The organism is Micromonospora sp. CNB394 (assembly GCF_000374985.1).
Lineage (GTDB): Bacteria > Actinomycetota > Actinomycetes > Mycobacteriales > Micromonosporaceae > Micromonospora > Micromonospora marina.
This window is the reverse complement of the sequence record NZ_KB895840.1, coordinates 67,854-83,558: the sequence shown is the minus strand read 5'-3', so window position 1 is coordinate 83,558 and position 15,705 is coordinate 67,854. Positions and strand designations below refer to the sequence as shown.

Sequence of the window (15,705 nt, the reverse complement as noted above, 5' to 3'; positions counted from 1 at the left end):
CGAGCGCGCTCGTGAGCTGGCCCAGCCCCAGCGAGCCGAGTTCCAGGGCCCGGTGGTGGAACACCCGCCGGTCGCCGGGGAACGCCGGCAGGTGACCGCGTGCGGCGGCGAGCAGGAGGCTGCGGGCGTACCCGTCGAGTGCGGCCGGGATCGCGGCCTGGCGCGCGCCGACGTGGGCGTGCAGCGGGGTCGCGGGCAGCGCCTCGATCCGGCGCAGGGCGTGCGCGGCGAGGTCGGCGCGGGCCTGGTGACCGTCCGGGCTGTGGTCGGTGAGCCCGTCGGCGTCCTGCTCACCGACCTCGACCACAGCCGCACACGGATCGAGGCCGACCTCCCGGAACAGCTCGTCGGTGACGTCCTCGCTCATCGCACCGATGCTGGCCCCGGTGATCAAGGAGTTCGTGCCGGCCGGGGGGCCCGGAACGGACACGAACTCCTTGATCAACCGGGTGGAGGCGGGGTCAGACGGAGACGATTTCCTTCTTTTCGGCCTTGGCGGCCAGGCGCTTCTCGCGCTCCTGGGCGCCGATCAGGTCGTCCGGCAGGGAGTCCTCCACCTCGATGTCGAACCGGCGCAGCAGCCGGATCGCGAAACCGCCGAGCGTGATGAGGATCAGCGCCACGCCGAAGCAGATGTACGCGAAGCCGATGCCCCGGCCCGGTCCGGTGCCGATGACCGCGCCCACCGTGTCGGCGAGCGCACCGCCGGGGGCGAGCATCGGCTCGAACAGTGCGGTGGCGCCCGGCGCGAGCAGCGCGAACCCGATCGGCAGCGTCGACCAGGAGATGGTCTGGTTGAGGCTGAAGACCCGGCCGTGGAAGCGCTGCGGCACCTTCACCTGGACGATCGTCGCGTAGATCGACTGCGCGGTGGTCATCGACATGGCCAGCCAGCAGAAGCCGACGCAGATCATCGCCACCGACGCGTCCAGGCCGATCAGCACGCAGCCGATCGCGGTGCCCAGGTTGCCGATCAGCACGCCGATCATCCGGCGCTTGCGCGGACCGCCCCACAGCGACATGAGCACGCCGCCGAGCACCGCGCCGACCGCCTCGGCCAGCGCCACCTGCGCCACCTGGGTGGGGCTGCCGAACGACAGCACCAGCGGGGTGATGAGCACCAGCGCGGGCGCAAGGAAGATGTTGCCCAGCGCGAAGTAGCCGAGCATCAGCCGGAACCCGCGGTGCCGCCACGAGTAGCGCATGCCGTTTGCGATGGCCACCAGCAGCCGTTCCCGGGGCCGCCAGCCGAGCGCGTCCGGGAACCGGACCACGGCGAGGGTGAGCACCGCGAACACGTAGCTGGCCACGTCGACCAGCAGGATGCCCTTCAGCTCGATGGTGGCGAGCAGCCCGGCCGCGAACGCCGGCATGAGCAGCGTCGCCACGCCCGTGGAGAGCTGGGTGATGCCCATGGCGTGCCCGAGGTAGCGCTTGGGCACCAGCTGCGGCACCGCCGACTGGAACGCGATCCGCTGGAACGAACCGGCCACCGAACTCAGCGCCACCAGCATGTAGATGTGCCAGAGCACCAGGTTGTCGGTCCACAACAGGGCGGCCAGCACCAGCTGGACGGAACCGGCGAAGCAGCTGGCAGCCATCATGATCCGCCGCCGGCTGACCCGGTCGACCAGCGCGCCGGCCACCGGCAGCATGAGCACGCCGCAGATCAGCGCGAGCGCCCAGAGCAGGCCGAGGTTCGCCACCGAGCCGGTGCGGTTGAACAGCCAGATCGGGAGCGCGAACGCGGTCAGCGCGGAACCGGTGCTGGAGATGAGCTGGCCGGTCGTGACGGCCATGAACCGGCCCATGCTCGGCTTGATCGTCGTGGTGGGCTTGCGGTCCTCCCCCACCCGCAGTGTGTCGGCGACCACCCAACCGGCGTCCGCACCCCGGGCCTGCGGCGTCAGGGCGCCGACGTCCCCGGCGGCCACCGCCGGGTGCACCCGCGTGACGATCTCGGCCAGTTCCTCGGCCCGGTACTTGAGGAAGAAGTGCCCGGCCTGGTCGAGCACGACGAGGCCGAGCGTGTCGCTGAGGAACTGCCACTCGGCGTACCGCTCGCGGTAGTAGTCGGTAACCGGGTCCTCGGAGCCGACCACCGAGATGATCGGCGCCCGGAGCTTCGCCGCCCGCTGGTCCAGCAGCCGGGTGAAGTACTCCTCCGAGGCGCGGGAGTCGGCCCGCATGTTACTGATGATCCGGTCGGCCTGCTCCGGGTCCAGCTCCTCGGTGTCCACACCCATCGACTTGAGCCAGCTCGCGGAGTGCCTGTTGCTGCTGAGCCGCTCCAGGCGGTCGCGCAGCGCCGCGATCACGCCCTTCGGGCGGGCGAACGGGAACATGGCGCCGATGTAGACGGCCTCCAGGTCCCGGCCGGCCGCCTCGACCTTGCGGGCCACGTCGGCGAGGATGGCGCTGCCCACGCCGCAGTGGCCGTACAGGGCGATCGGTCCCTCGACCCGCTCCAGGATCTCGTCGGCGACCCGGCCGGTCAGCTCGTCGAACGGCAGCGCGTCCTCGCTGAGACCCACGTCGTGGCCGGGGATCGCCAGCGACCACAGCCCGTACCCGGCGGGCAACGCGTCGGCCAGCGGCTGGTAGACGATGGCGCTGCCGCCGCCGTACGGGACGCAGACGTACGTCAGCACCCGCTTGCCCGCCGGGATCGGCCTGGTCAGCTCGTAGAGCAGCCGGCGCGGCCCCTCCTGCGCGGCGTCGCCGGAGATGAACGCGGCGAGGTCGCGGATGGTGCGCTGCTGGAACAGGTCCATCACGCCGACCGCCCGGCCGCCCAGCTCCGCCTTGCGGATCTTCGCGACCACCTGGGTGGCGAGCATCGAGTGCCCGCCCAGGTCGAAGAAGTCGTCGTCGATGCCGAGCGTGTCCACGCCCAGCACCTCGGACCAGATCGCGGCGAGCGCCCGCTCGGTGTCGTCGCGCGGCTCGACCAGCGCCACCGACGCCTCGCGGGTGACCACCGGCGCGGGCAGCGCCTTGCGGTCCAGCTTGCCGTTGGGGGTCAGCGGCAGCGCGTCGAGCGTGACGAACGCGGCCGGCACCATGTACTCCGGCAGCGTGTCCTTCAGCGCCGCCTTCAGCGCGACGTGCTCGGCCTCCCCGACCAGGTACGCGGTGAGCCGCTTGTCGCCCGGGCTGTCCTCGCGGACGATCACAGTGGCCTCGGTGACGCCCGGCTGCTCGCGCAGCGCGCTCTCGATCTCGCCCAGCTCGATGCGCAGGCCGCGCAGCTTCACCTGGTGGTCGATGCGGCCCAGGAACTCGATCACCCCGGCGCCGTCCGGGCCGGCCACCCAGCGGGCCAGGTCACCGGTGCGGTACAGGCGGGTGCCAGGCTCACCGGAGAACGGGTCGGGGACGAACTTCTCCGCGGTCAGCGCGGGCCGGCGGTGGTAGCCGCGGGCCAGTCCGACGCCGCCGATGTGCAGCTCACCGGCCACCCCGACCGGGCACTGCCCGCCGGACGGGTCGAGCACGTGCAGCCGCAGGTTGGCGATCGGCGCGCCGATCGGCACACTGGTCACCTGCGCCAGCCGGTCCGGCTCGCACGCCCAGGCGGTCACGTCGATGGCCGCCTCGGTCGGGCCGTACAGGTTGTGCAGGCCGCACCACGGCAGCCGGGCGGTGAAGTCGGCCGCCGAGGCCAGCGGCAGCTCCTCGCCGGAGCAGATCACCCGGCGCAGCGCGGTCGCCGCCTCCACGCCGTCCTCGGCGAGGAAGACGGTGAGCATCGACGGGACGAAGTGGGCGGTGGTGATCCGCTCGGACACCAGCAGGTCACGCAGGTAACCCGCGTCCTTGTGGCCGCCCGGCTTCGCCAGCACCAGGCGGGCGCCGGTGCGCAATGGCCAGAAGAACTCCCACACCGACACGTCGAAGCTCGCCGGGGTCTTCTGCAGCACCGCGTCGTCGGTGCCGAGGCCGTACGTCTTCTGCATCCAGTCGAGCCGGTTCACGATGCCCCGGTGCGTGTTCGGCACGCCCTTCGGGCGGCCGGTGGAGCCGGAGGTGTAGATGACGTACGCCAGGTGCTCCGGCCCGGCGGTGGGCGCCGGGTCGGTGTCGGGCCGGTCGGCCCAGACCGTGGCGTCGTCCAGTTCGAGCACCGTGGCGCCGGTGCCGGGCAGCACGTCGCGCAGGTGCGACTGGACCAGCACGACCGGCGCGTCCGCGTCGGCGACCATGAACGCGAGCCGGTCGGCCGGGTACTCCGGGTCCAGCGGGAGGTACGCGCCGCCGGCCTTGAGCACGCCGAGCAGGCCGGCGACCAGTTCCACCGAGCGTTCCGCGCAGACCCCGACGAGGGTCTCCGGGCCGACGCCCGCCGCGCGCAGCCGGTGCGCGACGCGGTTGGCCTGCGCGTTCAGCTCGGCGTACGTGCGGCTGTGCCCGTCGATGGTGACCGCTACCGCGTCCGGGGTGGCCTCTGCGCGCTCCTCGATCGGGCCGTGCAGCGTCTCGGCGCGCGGGAAGTCGGCTGTGGTGTCGTTCCAGGCGGCCAGCAGTTCCCGCTCGGCGGTGGGCAGCAGCGGCAGCCGGGACACCGGGGTGTCCGGCGCGGCGACGACCGCGTCCAGCAGCGCGGTCCACCGCTGCGCCACGCGTTCCACGGTGGCCCGGTCGAACAGGTCGGTGTTGAAGACCAGCTTGCCCCAGAGCCCGTCGACGGTCTCCACCGCGTGCAGCTCGAAGTCGAACCGGGTGGCCTGCAACTCCATCGGGGTCCAGGAGAACGTGACCTCGTCGGTACGGGACACGCCGCGGAAGCGGCCCATCTCGTAGTTCTGCAGCACGAACATCGTCTGGAACACCGGGGAGCGGCTGACGTCGCGCGGCAGGCCCAGCTCGTGGACCACCTTGGCGAACGGCACCTCGGCGTGCTCGAACCCGTCGAGCACGGTACGGCGGGTGCGCTCCAGCAGCTCGGCGAACGTCGGATCGTCGCCCAGGTCGGCGCGCAGCGGCAGCATGTTGATGAACATGCCGACGACGTTCTCCAGCTCCGGCGCGGACCGGCCGGCCACCGACGCGCCGATCGCGAAGTCGTCCTGGCCGGCGTGGCGGGCCAGCAGCACCTGGTACGCGGCCAGCAGCGTCATGAACAGCGTGCCGCCGCTGTCGCGGGTGAGCATGTTGAGCGCCCCGGTGGCGGCCGGGTCGAGCTGGAACTCGACGAAGTCCCCGCGGTAGGTCTGGGTGGCCGGGCGGGGCCGGTCCAGCGGCAGTTCCAGCGGGGTGACGCCGGCCAGCCGCTGCTTCCAGTAGTCGACGTGCGTCCGCGCCTGCGGGCCGTCCAGCTCCTGGGCCTCCCAGACGGCGAAGTCGCCGTACTGGATCGGCAGGGCGGGCGGCTCGCCGCCCCGGTAGAGCGTGATCAGGTCACGCAGCAGCACGTCCACCGACCAGCCGTCGCCGACGATGTGGTGCTGGGCGAGGAACAGCACGTGGTCGTCGGCGGCGAGCCGGACCAGCAGGGCCCGCAGCAGCGGCCCGTTCGCCAGGTCGAACGGCTCGGCCGCCGCCGCGTCGACGAGCGCCTGCGCGGCGGCCTCGTCGGGCGCCTCCACCACTGTCAGCGGCACGTCGGCCGTGTCCGCGACGACCACCGTGGGACGGCCGTCGGCGTCGGCCGGGAAGCGGGTGCGCTGCGACTCGTGCCGGTCGGCGAGCGCGGTCAGGGCGGCGCGCAGCGCGTCCACGTCGAGTGGTCCGCGTACCCGCAGCGGCACCGCGATGTGGTACGCCGCCTCGCCCGGGGCGAGCTGGTCCATGAACCAGACCCGCTCCTGGGCGTAGGACAGCGGCACCTGGGCGCCGGACGGGCGGGGGGTGATCCGGGCCGCGGGGGCGGCCTGGCGGGCGCGTAGCCGCTTGGCGATCAGCGCCTGCCGGGCCGCCTCGCGGGCCGGATCCTTCAGGTCGGTCATCAGTCGGTTCCCTCTTCCGCCGCGAGCAACGCGGCGACCTCGGTGTCGGAGAGCCCGTCGAGTTCGGCGGCGATCCGCTGTTCGATCTGGGCCGCCAGGTCCGCCACCACAGGGCTGCCGAACAGCGCCCGCATGGGCAGGTCGACGTCCACCTCGGCGCGGATCCGGGCCATCGCCCGCATGCCGCGCAGCGAGTTGCCGCCGAGGGCGAAGAAGTCGTCGTGGGCGCCGACCTTCTCCACCTGGAGGATCTCGGCGTACACCTCGGCGACCAGACCCTCGGCCTCGGTGCGGGGCGCGACGTAGCTGTCCTGGGCCTGCTCGGCCGCCGCCGGGGCGGGCAGCGCGGCGCGGTCCAGCTTGCCGTTGGGCGTCAGCGGCAGCGCGTCCAGCCGGACCAGGGCGGCCGGCACCAGGTGCGCGGGCAGCTCGCGGGCCAGTTCGGCGCGGACCGAGTCCTCGTGGGCCGGGCCCACCAGGTAGCCGACGAGCATCGGCTCGCCGCCGTCGGTGCGGACCGCCGCGGCGGCGGCGCGCACGTCCGGGTGGGCCAGCAACGCGGCCTCGACCTCACCCAGCTCGATGCGCATACCGCGCACCTTGACCTGGTCGTCGCGGCGGCCCAGGTAGTCGAGCGTGCCGTCGGCACGCCAGCAGGCCAGGTCGCCGGTGGCGTACATCCGGGCGCCGGGCGGGCCGTACGGGCACGGCAGGAACCGCTCGGCGGTCAGGCCGGGCCGGTCGTGGTAGCCGCGGGCGAGCTGGGTGCCGGTGACGTACAGCTCCCCCACCATCCCCGGGGGCACCGGCCGCAGCGCGGCGTCGAGCAGCAGCGCCCGGGTGTTCCAGGTGGGCCTGCCGATCGGCACCGGACCGGCCGGGACCGGCTCGCCGGGTGCGACCCGGGCCGCGACGCAACCCACTGTGGCCTCCGTCGGGCCGTACTCGTTGATCATCGCCACGTCGGGGTGTGCGGCCCGCCAGGCGGCGAGCTGCTCTCCGGTCAGCGCCTCGCCGCCGATCACCAGGTCGGCCGTCGGCGAAAGCTCGCCGTCGAGCAGCGGCAGGTGGCTCGGCGTGACCTTGAGGAAGGCCGGCCGGCCACCGGCGCGGGCGGCCGGGGAGTCGATCGCGGCGAGCCGCACCGTGCCGCCGGCGGTGAGCGTGCCGAGCAGGCCGGTGACGGTCAGGTCGAACGACACCGGCGAGTGCAGCAGCGCCACCCCGGAAAGCCCCGGGTAGGTGGCGCGGGCCCAGGCCAGGTACGCGGTCACCGCCCGGTGCTCGACCACCACGCCCTTCGGGCGGCCGGTGGAGCCGGAGGTGTAGAGCACGTACGCCGGGTGCTCCGGGCGCAGCGGCGCGACCCGGTCGGCGTCGGTGAGGTCGTCGCCGGACTGGTCCGAGCCGACCTCGCCGTCGAGCACCAGCGCGTCACCGGGCACCAGGGCGGCGGTGTCCGGCGCGGTCACCACCAGCGCGGGCGCGGCGTCGGTCAACAGGTACGCGATCCGGCCGGCCGGGTACGCGGTGTCCACCGGCACGTACGCGGCGCCGGCCTTGAGCACCGCCAGCATCGCCACGACGAGGTCGCAGGAGCGGGGCAGCGCCAGCGCGACCCGGGTCTCCGGGCCGGCGCCGCGGGCCACCAGCAGCCGGGCCAGCCGGTTCGCGGCGGTGTTCAGCTCGCCGTAGCCGAGCGTCACGCCGTCGCAGACCAGCGCCGCCGCGTCCGGGGTGGCGGCGGCCCGCCGTTGCACCTCGTCGACCACAGTGGTCACCGGCACGTCGTGGGCGGTGTCGTTCCAGGCGCCGAGCACCTGGTCCCGCTCGGTGTCGGTGAGCAGCGGCAGCGCGCCCACCGGACGTTCCGGCTCGGCGACGGCGGCGGCGAGCAGGCGTACGTAGCGGCTGACCACCGTCTCGGCCGTGGACCGGTCGAACAGGTCGGTGCGGTAGACCAGGCGGCAGTCGCCAGTGGTGATGTCGAAGGCCAGGTCGTCCTTCGTGGTGCCCAGCTCGACCGGGTCGAGGCCGGAGTCCGGGATCCAGTTCAGCGCGGTCTGGAAGATCGGCTGCACCGACGGGTCACGCTGCGGGTCGACCGCCTCGACGATCTTCTGGAACGGTGTCTGCCCGTGCTCCATGGCGTCGATCAGGCCGTTGCGGACCCGGCCGAGCAGCGCCGCGAACGTCGGGTCGCCGGAGACGTCGCAGCGCAGCGCCACCGGGTTGACGAACATGCCGATCAGCGACGCCAGCTCCGGGTTGTCCCGGCCCGCGGTGGAGACGCCGACCACCACGTCGGCGTCGCCGGAGATCCGCGACAGCAGCGCCGCGAAACCGGCCAGCAGCACCATGTACGGGGTGGCCTGCGCGCCGGTGGCCAGCGCGCCGACGCGGTCCAGCAGCCCGTCGGGCAGCGTGAAGCGCACCTCGTCACCGGCGAAGCCGAGCTGGGCCGGGCGGGGCCGGTCCAGCGGCAGGCCGGTGACCGGCGGCGTGCCGGCCAGGTGACCGGTCCAGAACGCGAGCTGCCGGTCCAGGTCCTCGCCGGTGAGCTGCTGGCGCTGCCAGACCGCGAAGTCGGCGTACTGGATGGGCAGCTCGGGCACGGCGGGCTCGGCGCCGGTGCGCGCGGCCTCGCAGAACGCGACCAGCTCGGCGTGGAACAGCACCGCCGAGTGGCTGTCGAAGACGGCGTGGTGCACCACGAACGCCAGCGCCAGTCCTTCGGTCATGCGGATCAGCCGGGCCCGCCACAGCGGCGCCGCGTCCAGCGGGATCGGCAGGCGCGCCACCTCGCCGCGGATGCGCTCGAACTCGGCCCGCTGCTCGCCGGCCGGCAGGTGGGTGATGTCGGTGACGGGCAGCGGCGACGGCTCGTGGGCGCGCACGACCTGCACCAGCACGCCGTCGTCGGTCCGCAGGTGGGTACGCAGCGCCTCGTGCCGGGCGATCACCCGGTTGACCACGTCACTCGCCGTGCCGGCGTCCACGCCGGCGGGGAACAGCCACGGGAAGGACACGTTGAACACCGGCGAGGCGGCGTCGAGCTGGTTGGCCATCCACACCCGCTCCTGGGCGTAGGAGGCCGGGAAGGTCCACTCCTGGCTCGCGCTCATGAGAGGGCCTCGCGCACGGAGCGGGGACGCATGTCGGTCCAGACCTCGTCCACGTGGGCCAGGCACTCCTCGCGGCTGCCGGCGAAGCCGGTGTCGTGCCAGCCGGCGGGCAGGTCCCGGTCGGCCGCCCAGATCGAGTACTGCTCCTCGTCGTTGCGGACGACCAGGAATCGGAGTTCGGCCATGTCAGTTCGCTCCTGCGTTCTCGGGGGTGTACGGCTCGGCCATCGCCACGGCGATCTTGCGGGGACCGGTGAACGGTTCCCGGCCGTGCGCGGCGGTCATGTTGTCCACCACCAGCACGTCGTCGCGCTGGTAGTCGAAGCGGACGGTGGCGGCCCGGTAGGCGGCGCGGAGGTGGTCCATGACGTCGGTGGGGATCTCGCCGCCGTCGCCGTAGTAGGTGTTCGCCGGCAGCCCGTCGGCGCCGAACATGGCCAGCAGCCCCTCCTGGTAGTCAGCCGGCAGCGTGCTGAGGTGGAAGAAGGTGGCGTGGTTGAACCAGCGCGGGGTGTCCGACCCGGGCCGGTGGTGCACCACGTCGCGGACCGCGCGGGTACGCAGGCCGTCCTCGCCGACCCACTCCACGCTGATCCCGTTGTCCGCCGCGTACGCCTCGACCTCGGCGCGGCTCTCGGTGTCGAACACCTCCTGCCAGCGGGTGCCGAAGTCGCCGTGGAAGTTGCGCACCAGCATCCACCGGCGGCGGACGAACTCCTCGCGGACCGCGGGGTCGACCAGCTCGTACACCCGGCGCACGTCGGCCAGCGGCGTGGCGCCCCGGCTGTCCGGCGGCGTGACGCAGTAGAAGAACAGCGTCAGCGGCCAGCGCGCCTGGTACGAGTTCTCGTTGTGCAGGAAGATCTCCTCGTCCGGCGGGTAGTCGGTCGAGGTGTAGACCCGGCCCTTGATCGAGTGCCGGGGCGAGGAGCGCTCGGTGTAGGTCAGCGGCTCCCCGGCGAGCGCGCGGACGGCCTGGTCGAAGCCGTCCACGCCGCCCACGTCGAAGCCGCGGAACAGCAGCCCTCCGCTGGCGACGAGGGTGTCGCGCAGCTCGGCGCGCCGGGCCGTGATCAGGTCGGTCAGCGCCCGGCCGTCGCTCTCGACGACCACCGGAAGCGTCGTGGTTGTCTCGCTCATGGTGCTTGTCTCCTGGTTCTGCGTCGGGAGGTCAGCCGCGGGGCAGCCGCGGGATGGCCGGGATCGCCGCCGGGGCGGCCGGTGCCCCGGCGCGCAGCTCCTCGATCCGGGCGGCCAGTCCGGCCACCGTGGGGGTCTCGAAGAGGCTGCGCATCGGCAGCCGTACGCCGGTCGCCTTGCGCATGGCGGCGATGAGCTGCACGGCGACCAGCGAGTTGCCGCCGAGGGCGAAGAAGTCGTCGTCCACGCCGACGTCGGTGACGCCGAGGCCGTCGCGCCACACCTGGGCGATCGTCTTCTCCAGCTCGGTGCCGGGCGCCGCCGAGCCGCCGGCGGCCGTCGTCGGGCCGGTCGGCGCGTCGGTCTCCTCGGCGAGGCTGTCGGTGGTGACCCGGGCCGCCCGGCGCCGGATGTCGGCGACGGTGCGGGTGGTGATCACCACCTGGGCGCCGAGGCCGGCGGCGAGGCTGCGGCGGAACGCCTCCGCGCCGTCGACCGGCCGGATGTCCTCGGTGACCGCCGCCGGGGCGTCACCGCCCGCCGCCGGGGACTCGGCCAGGTTGCCGGTGACCGCGTCCCGGTCGACCCGACGCAGCACGAAGTCGCCGATCGCGACCAGTTCCCGCCCGTCCGGGTCGCGCAGCGACAGGTCGGCGGCGACCACCTCGTCGGTGGCGGCGGGCCGGTGCCGCAGGTGACTGTGGAACGTCGCGGGCAGCGGCCCGCGCACCACGATCCGGCCGTACGACAGCGGCAGGTAGGTGCCGGAGCCCTGTCCCCGGCCGAACGCGGTGGCCACGTCCAGCAGCGCCGGGTGCATGCCCCAGGAGGGCAGGTCACCGAGCGCGGCGGCGGGTGCCTGCACCCGGGCCAGTTCCTCGCCGTCGGCGAGGTGGTGCTCGGCCAGCGCCGCCCAACGCGGCCCGAACGTGAGCATGCTGGTACGTCCCCTGCCGAACGACGCGTCGTCGTCGACCCGCCGCCCGGTCACCGTGGGCACGGCGGCCGGCGGGGCCGCGTCGGTGGTCCAGCCGGCGGTGCCGCGGACGTGGGTGCGCGCCTGACCGGCGGCGAGGCTGGCGACTGTGAAGTCGGTGCCGTCCTCGGCCGGGGTCAGCTCGACCCGGTACTGGGCCACGGTGCCGTCCGGCACCGAGAACGGCTCCAGGAACACCACGTCACGCAGCTCCACCGCGGCATCCGGCCCCGGCGCGGGCAGCGCCGCGACCACCGCCGCGCGCACCGACTCCAGGTGGGCGGTGCCCGGCACCACCGGCACCCCGCCGATCCGGTGCTCGTCGAGCAGCCAGTGGGTGCCGGCCGAGACCAGGCCGTGCAGCACCGTGCCGTCCGGGCCGGCGACCATCGTGGTGAGCACCGGGTGGGCGACCGCCGTGGTCACGGTGTCCCGCCCGGCGGCCCGGAACCCGGCCGGCGCGGCGGTCTCCACCGCCATGCCGACCTCGGCCCAGCCACCCCAGTTCTGCGACACCACAGGCGCGCGGAACCCGGTGCCGGAACGCGCGAACGCGTCCAGGAAGTTGTTCGCGGCGCAGTAGTCGACCTGGCCGAACCCGCCGATCACCGCGGTGATCGAGGAGCACAGCACGACGAAGTCCAGCGGCAGGTCACCGAAGACCCGGGCCAGCGCCAGGGTGCCGGCCAGCTTCGGGGCCAGCACACGCCGCGCCTCGTCGCGCTCCTTCACCTCGGCCATGCCGCCGCCGGGCAGACCGGCGGCGTGCACGATGCCGTCCAGCCCGCCAAACCGGCGCTCCACCTCGTCGCGGACCCGGCGCAGGTCGTCGGCGTCGGTGACGTCGGCGGCGAGCACCAGCACCTCGGCGCCCGCGGCCTCCATCCGGCGGATCGCCGCGATGGCCCGCCCGGCCCGGTCGGTACCGCCGTGCACCGCGAGGTGCGCGTCCCAGGCGTCCCGCTCGGGCAGCCCGGACCGGGCCAGCAGCACCAGCTTGGCGCGGACCCGGCCGGCGAAGTCCTCGGCGAGGGTGACGCCGATGCCGCCGAGACCGCCGGTGATCAGGTAGCGGCCCTCCTCGCGCAGCACGCCCGGCACGTCCTCGGCGGCCACGCTCACCTGCTCGTAGCCGCCCAGCCAGCGGCGGTCGCCGCGCAGCGCCACCTCCGGGTGCTCGGCGTCTACCGGGCTGCGCAGCTCGGCCACCAGGGCGGCGACGCCACGCGCGGCCGGGTCGGTGTCGAGCAGCCGCACGGTCAGGCCGGGCAGCTCGGCCGGGAGCACCCGGGCCAGGCCGGCCAGCGTGGCGTGCTCCGGGCGGGTCAGGTCGTCGCCGCGTACGTCGCCGATGCCGGCGGTGACCAGGTCCAGGCGTACGCCCGCCTCGTCGACCGTCACACCGGCGCCGGCGAGGGCCTGCACCAGGTGCAGCGCGCCGAAGAAGCCGCGCTCCTGCGCCGCCCAGGCAGCCGCCGCGTCGGTGCCGACCGGCTCGCCGTCGAGCGCGAACGCGTGCACGATCCGCCGGGGCAGGTCGGCGCCGAGCGCGGCGACCAGTTCCTCGGCGTCGGCGCGTACGCCGGGGCGCAGCCGGAAACCGTTGGCGGTCGCGGTGAACGCCTCGCCGGCGCGTACCTCGACCGGGTCGTCGCCGGCGGCGCGCAACGCGGCCACGAGCGCCTCGCCGCGCGGGCCGTCGGCCAGCACCAGGCAGCGGCCCAGCGGCTCGGCCGTCCGGGTCGGGGCGGCCTGCCGCCACACCGGCACCGCGAACCACTCCGGCAGCAGGCGGGGACCGGTCTCCACCGGCGCCGCGGCGGGCTCCTGCTCCGGCTCCGGGTCGATCCAGTAGCGGCGCCGCTCGAACGGGTACGTGGGCAGCGGCACCCGTCGCGCGTGCGGGTCGGCGGGGACGCTCACCGGCACCCCGGCGCACCAGAGCGCGCCGGCGGTGCCGAGCAACGCGGCCACGTCACCGGTCTGCTCACCGGGACCGGGCAGGCTGCCCAGCGGGGTCAGCGCCCGCTGCGCCGCACCGGCCTTGGCGACCTGCATCCGGGCCAGGTTGGCCAGCTGCCGGCCGGGCCCGCACTCGACCAGCGCCCAGGTGCCCTCGGCGAGCAGGGTGGCGACGCACGCGCCGAAGCGGACCGGGCGGCGCAGGTGCGCCGCCCAGTACGCCGGGTCGGTGGCCTGCGCCTCGGTGATCCAGGTGCCGGTCACGTTCGACACGAACGGCACCGCGGGTGCCCGCAGCGGCACCGTGGCCATCAGCACGGTGAACTCGTCCAGGAGCGGGTCCATCATCGGCGAGTGGAACGCGTGCGAGGTGCGCAGCAGCTTCGACTTGTTCTTGCCACCGAGGCTCGCCGCGAACTCCTCCACCAGCGCCGTCTCGCCCGCGACCACGCAGGTGCCGGGGCCGTTGACGGTGGCCACCGACAGGCCCTCGGGCAGCCGGCCGGTCACCTCCGACTCGTCGAGCGTGACCGCCAGCATCGAACCGGCCGGCAGGGAGTGCATGAGCCGACCCCGGGCGGCCACCACGCGCAGCGCGTCGGCGAGGTCGATCACCCCGGCGACGGTCGCGGCGACGTACTCGCCGATGGAATGGCCGATCATCGCGGCCGGGGTCACCCCGGCGGCCCGCCAGGCGGCGGCGAGCGCGTACTCGACCGTGAACAGGGCGGGCTGGGTCCAGCGGGTCTGCGTGAGCTTGTCCGCCGCCTCCGGGTCGCGGCCCAGGATCAGGTCGCGGATGTCCAGGCCCAGCTCGGGGCGGAGCAGCTCCGCGCACTCGTCGACGGCGGCGGCGTACGCGCTGTCCTGCGCGTACAGTTCGGCGCCCATGCCGGCGTACTGCGAGCCCTGGCCGCTGAACAGGAACGCCACCCGGGGCGCGGAGCCCTCGGCGGCACCCCGGTGGCCCTTGCGCCGCTCGCGCAGCGCGGCGGCGGCGGACGCCGGGTCACCGGCGACGACGGCGGCGCGGTGGGGGTACACCTGGCGGCCGACGCGCAGCGTGTGCGCCACGTCGGCCAGCGCCACGTCGCTGCCGCTGTCCAGGTGGTCGGCGAGCCGCCGCACGGCGGTGTCCAGCGCGGTCGGGGTCTTCGCCGACACCTGGAGCAGGTGCGCCGGGCGGGCCGGCGGCTCGGACCGGCCGGCGGCCGGTGCCTCCTCCAGCACCACGTGCGCGTTGGTGCCGCCGATGCCGAAGGAGCTGACGCCGGCCCGGCGCGGACCGCCGTCGGCGTCCCACTTGGTCAGCGTGTTCGCCACGTAGAACGGGGTGTCGGCGAAGTCGATGGCCGGGTTCGGCGTCTCGTAGTTGATGGTCGGCGGGATCAGCCCGTGCTCCATCGCCAGCACCGTCTTGATCACGCTGACGATGCCGGAGGGCTGGCTGAGGTGGCCGATGTTCGACTTCACCGAGCCGATGCCGCACCAGCCGCGCTCGTCGGTGTCCTTGGTGTAGACGGCGGACAGCGCGGCGACCTCGATCGGGTCGCCGAGCGCGGTGCCGGTGCCGTGCGCCTCGACGTAGCTGATGCTGCGCGGGTCGACGCCGGCCAGCTCGACGGCCTGGGCGACGGCCTCCATCTGCCCGTCGATGCTGGGGGCGGTGAAGCCGACCTTCCCGGCGCCGTCGTTGTTGATGGCGTTGCCGAGCACGACCGCGCGGATGGTGTCGCCGTCGGCGATCGCGTCGGAGAGCCGCTTGAGCAGCGTCACGCCGACGCCGCTGCCCCACACCGTGCCGTTCGCTCCGGCGTCGAACGGCCGGCACCGCCCGTCCGGCGAGGTGAAGCCGTCCATGCCGAGGTAGCCGACGTGCGGCAGCTCGATGTTGACGCCGCCGGCCAGGGCCATGTCGCACTCGCCGTTGCGCAGCGCCTCGCAGGCCAGGTGGAACGCCACCAGGGAGGTGGAGCAGGCGGTGTGCACGGTCATGCTGGGCCCGCGCAGGTCCAGCCGGTACGACACGTTGGTGGCCACGTAGTTCGGCGAGTTTCCGGTGGCCAGCGAGACGGTGCTGTGCGGGTTCCCGCCGACCCGCTTGTTGCGCAGCACGTTGCGGTGCAGGTACGTGTTGCCGCCGGTCCCGGCGTACACGCCCACCGCGCCGTCGTAGCGGCCCGGGTCGTAGCCGGCGTTCTGCAACGCGGTGTAGCAGGTCTCCAGGAACAGCCGGTGCTGCGGATCGGTGATCTCGGCCTCGCGGGCGGTCATCCCGAACAGGCCGGCGTCGAACTCGTCGTAGCCGTCCACCAGCGGGGCACGGTTGACCCAGCCCGGGTCGTCGACCTCCTGCGGCTGGGCCCCGCGGGCGAGCTGCTCCTCGCGGGTCAGCTCGGTCGTCGACTCCACGCCGTCGACCAGGTTGCGCCAGAACTCGTCGACGTCGGCCGCGCCGGGCAGGCGGGCGGCGAGCCCGACGATGGCGATGGGCTCGACGCCGTCGTCGGCGGGCATGTCGTTCTGCATGGGGGTTCTCTCATTCACAAGGGAT

5 protein-coding genes are annotated in these 15,705 nt (G+C 74.1%); all 5 read right to left on the bottom strand.

Annotated elements, in window-relative coordinates:
- Positions 1–461: 461 nt before the first annotated feature.
- Genes C569_RS0118270 through C569_RS0118250 form a run of 5 tightly spaced genes read right to left on the bottom strand, consistent with a single transcriptional unit; the run spans position 462 to position 15,680 of the window.
- On the bottom strand, positions 462–5,948 hold the full coding sequence (locus C569_RS0118270) for a non-ribosomal peptide synthetase/MFS transporter (protein WP_018787225.1): 5,487 nt from the start codon (positions 5,946–5,948) through the stop codon (positions 462–464).
- Positions 5,948–9,073 (bottom strand): non-ribosomal peptide synthetase, encoded by a 3,126-nt coding sequence (locus C569_RS0118265; protein ID WP_018787224.1) that lies wholly within the window; start codon positions 9,071–9,073, stop codon positions 5,948–5,950. The genes C569_RS0118270 and C569_RS0118265 overlap by 1 nt, the downstream gene beginning before the upstream one ends.
- Positions 9,070–9,258, bottom strand: a complete 189-nt coding sequence (locus C569_RS0118260) for an MbtH family NRPS accessory protein (protein WP_018787223.1) — start codon at positions 9,256–9,258, stop codon at positions 9,070–9,072. Before C569_RS0118260 ends, C569_RS0118265 begins: the two co-directional genes overlap by 4 nt.
- 1 nt (position 9,259) lies before the next feature.
- Positions 9,260–10,213 (bottom strand): TauD/TfdA family dioxygenase, encoded by a 954-nt coding sequence (locus C569_RS0118255; RefSeq protein ID WP_026268317.1) that lies wholly within the window; start codon positions 10,211–10,213, stop codon positions 9,260–9,262.
- A 31-nt stretch (positions 10,214–10,244) separates the two neighbouring features.
- Positions 10,245–15,680 (bottom strand): type I polyketide synthase, encoded by a 5,436-nt coding sequence (locus tag C569_RS0118250; RefSeq protein ID WP_018787221.1) that lies wholly within the window; start codon positions 15,678–15,680, stop codon positions 10,245–10,247.
- Positions 15,681–15,705: the final 25 nt, after the last annotated feature.

Coding starts and splice junctions, on each gene's coding strand:
- C569_RS0118270 (WP_018787225.1), bottom strand. CDS start 5,948: ATGACCGACCTGAAGGATCCGGCCCGCGAGGCGGCCCGGCAGGCGCTG.
- C569_RS0118265 (WP_018787224.1), bottom strand. CDS start 9,073: ATGAGCGCGAGCCAGGAGTGGACCTTCCCGGCCTCCTACGCCCAGGAG.
- C569_RS0118260 (WP_018787223.1), bottom strand. CDS start 9,258: ATGGCCGAACTCCGATTCCTGGTCGTCCGCAACGACGAGGAGCAGTAC.
- C569_RS0118255 (WP_026268317.1), bottom strand. CDS start 10,213: ATGAGCGAGACAACCACGACGCTTCCGGTGGTCGTCGAGAGCGACGGC.
- C569_RS0118250 (WP_018787221.1), bottom strand. CDS start 15,680: ATGCAGAACGACATGCCCGCCGACGACGGCGTCGAGCCCATCGCCATC.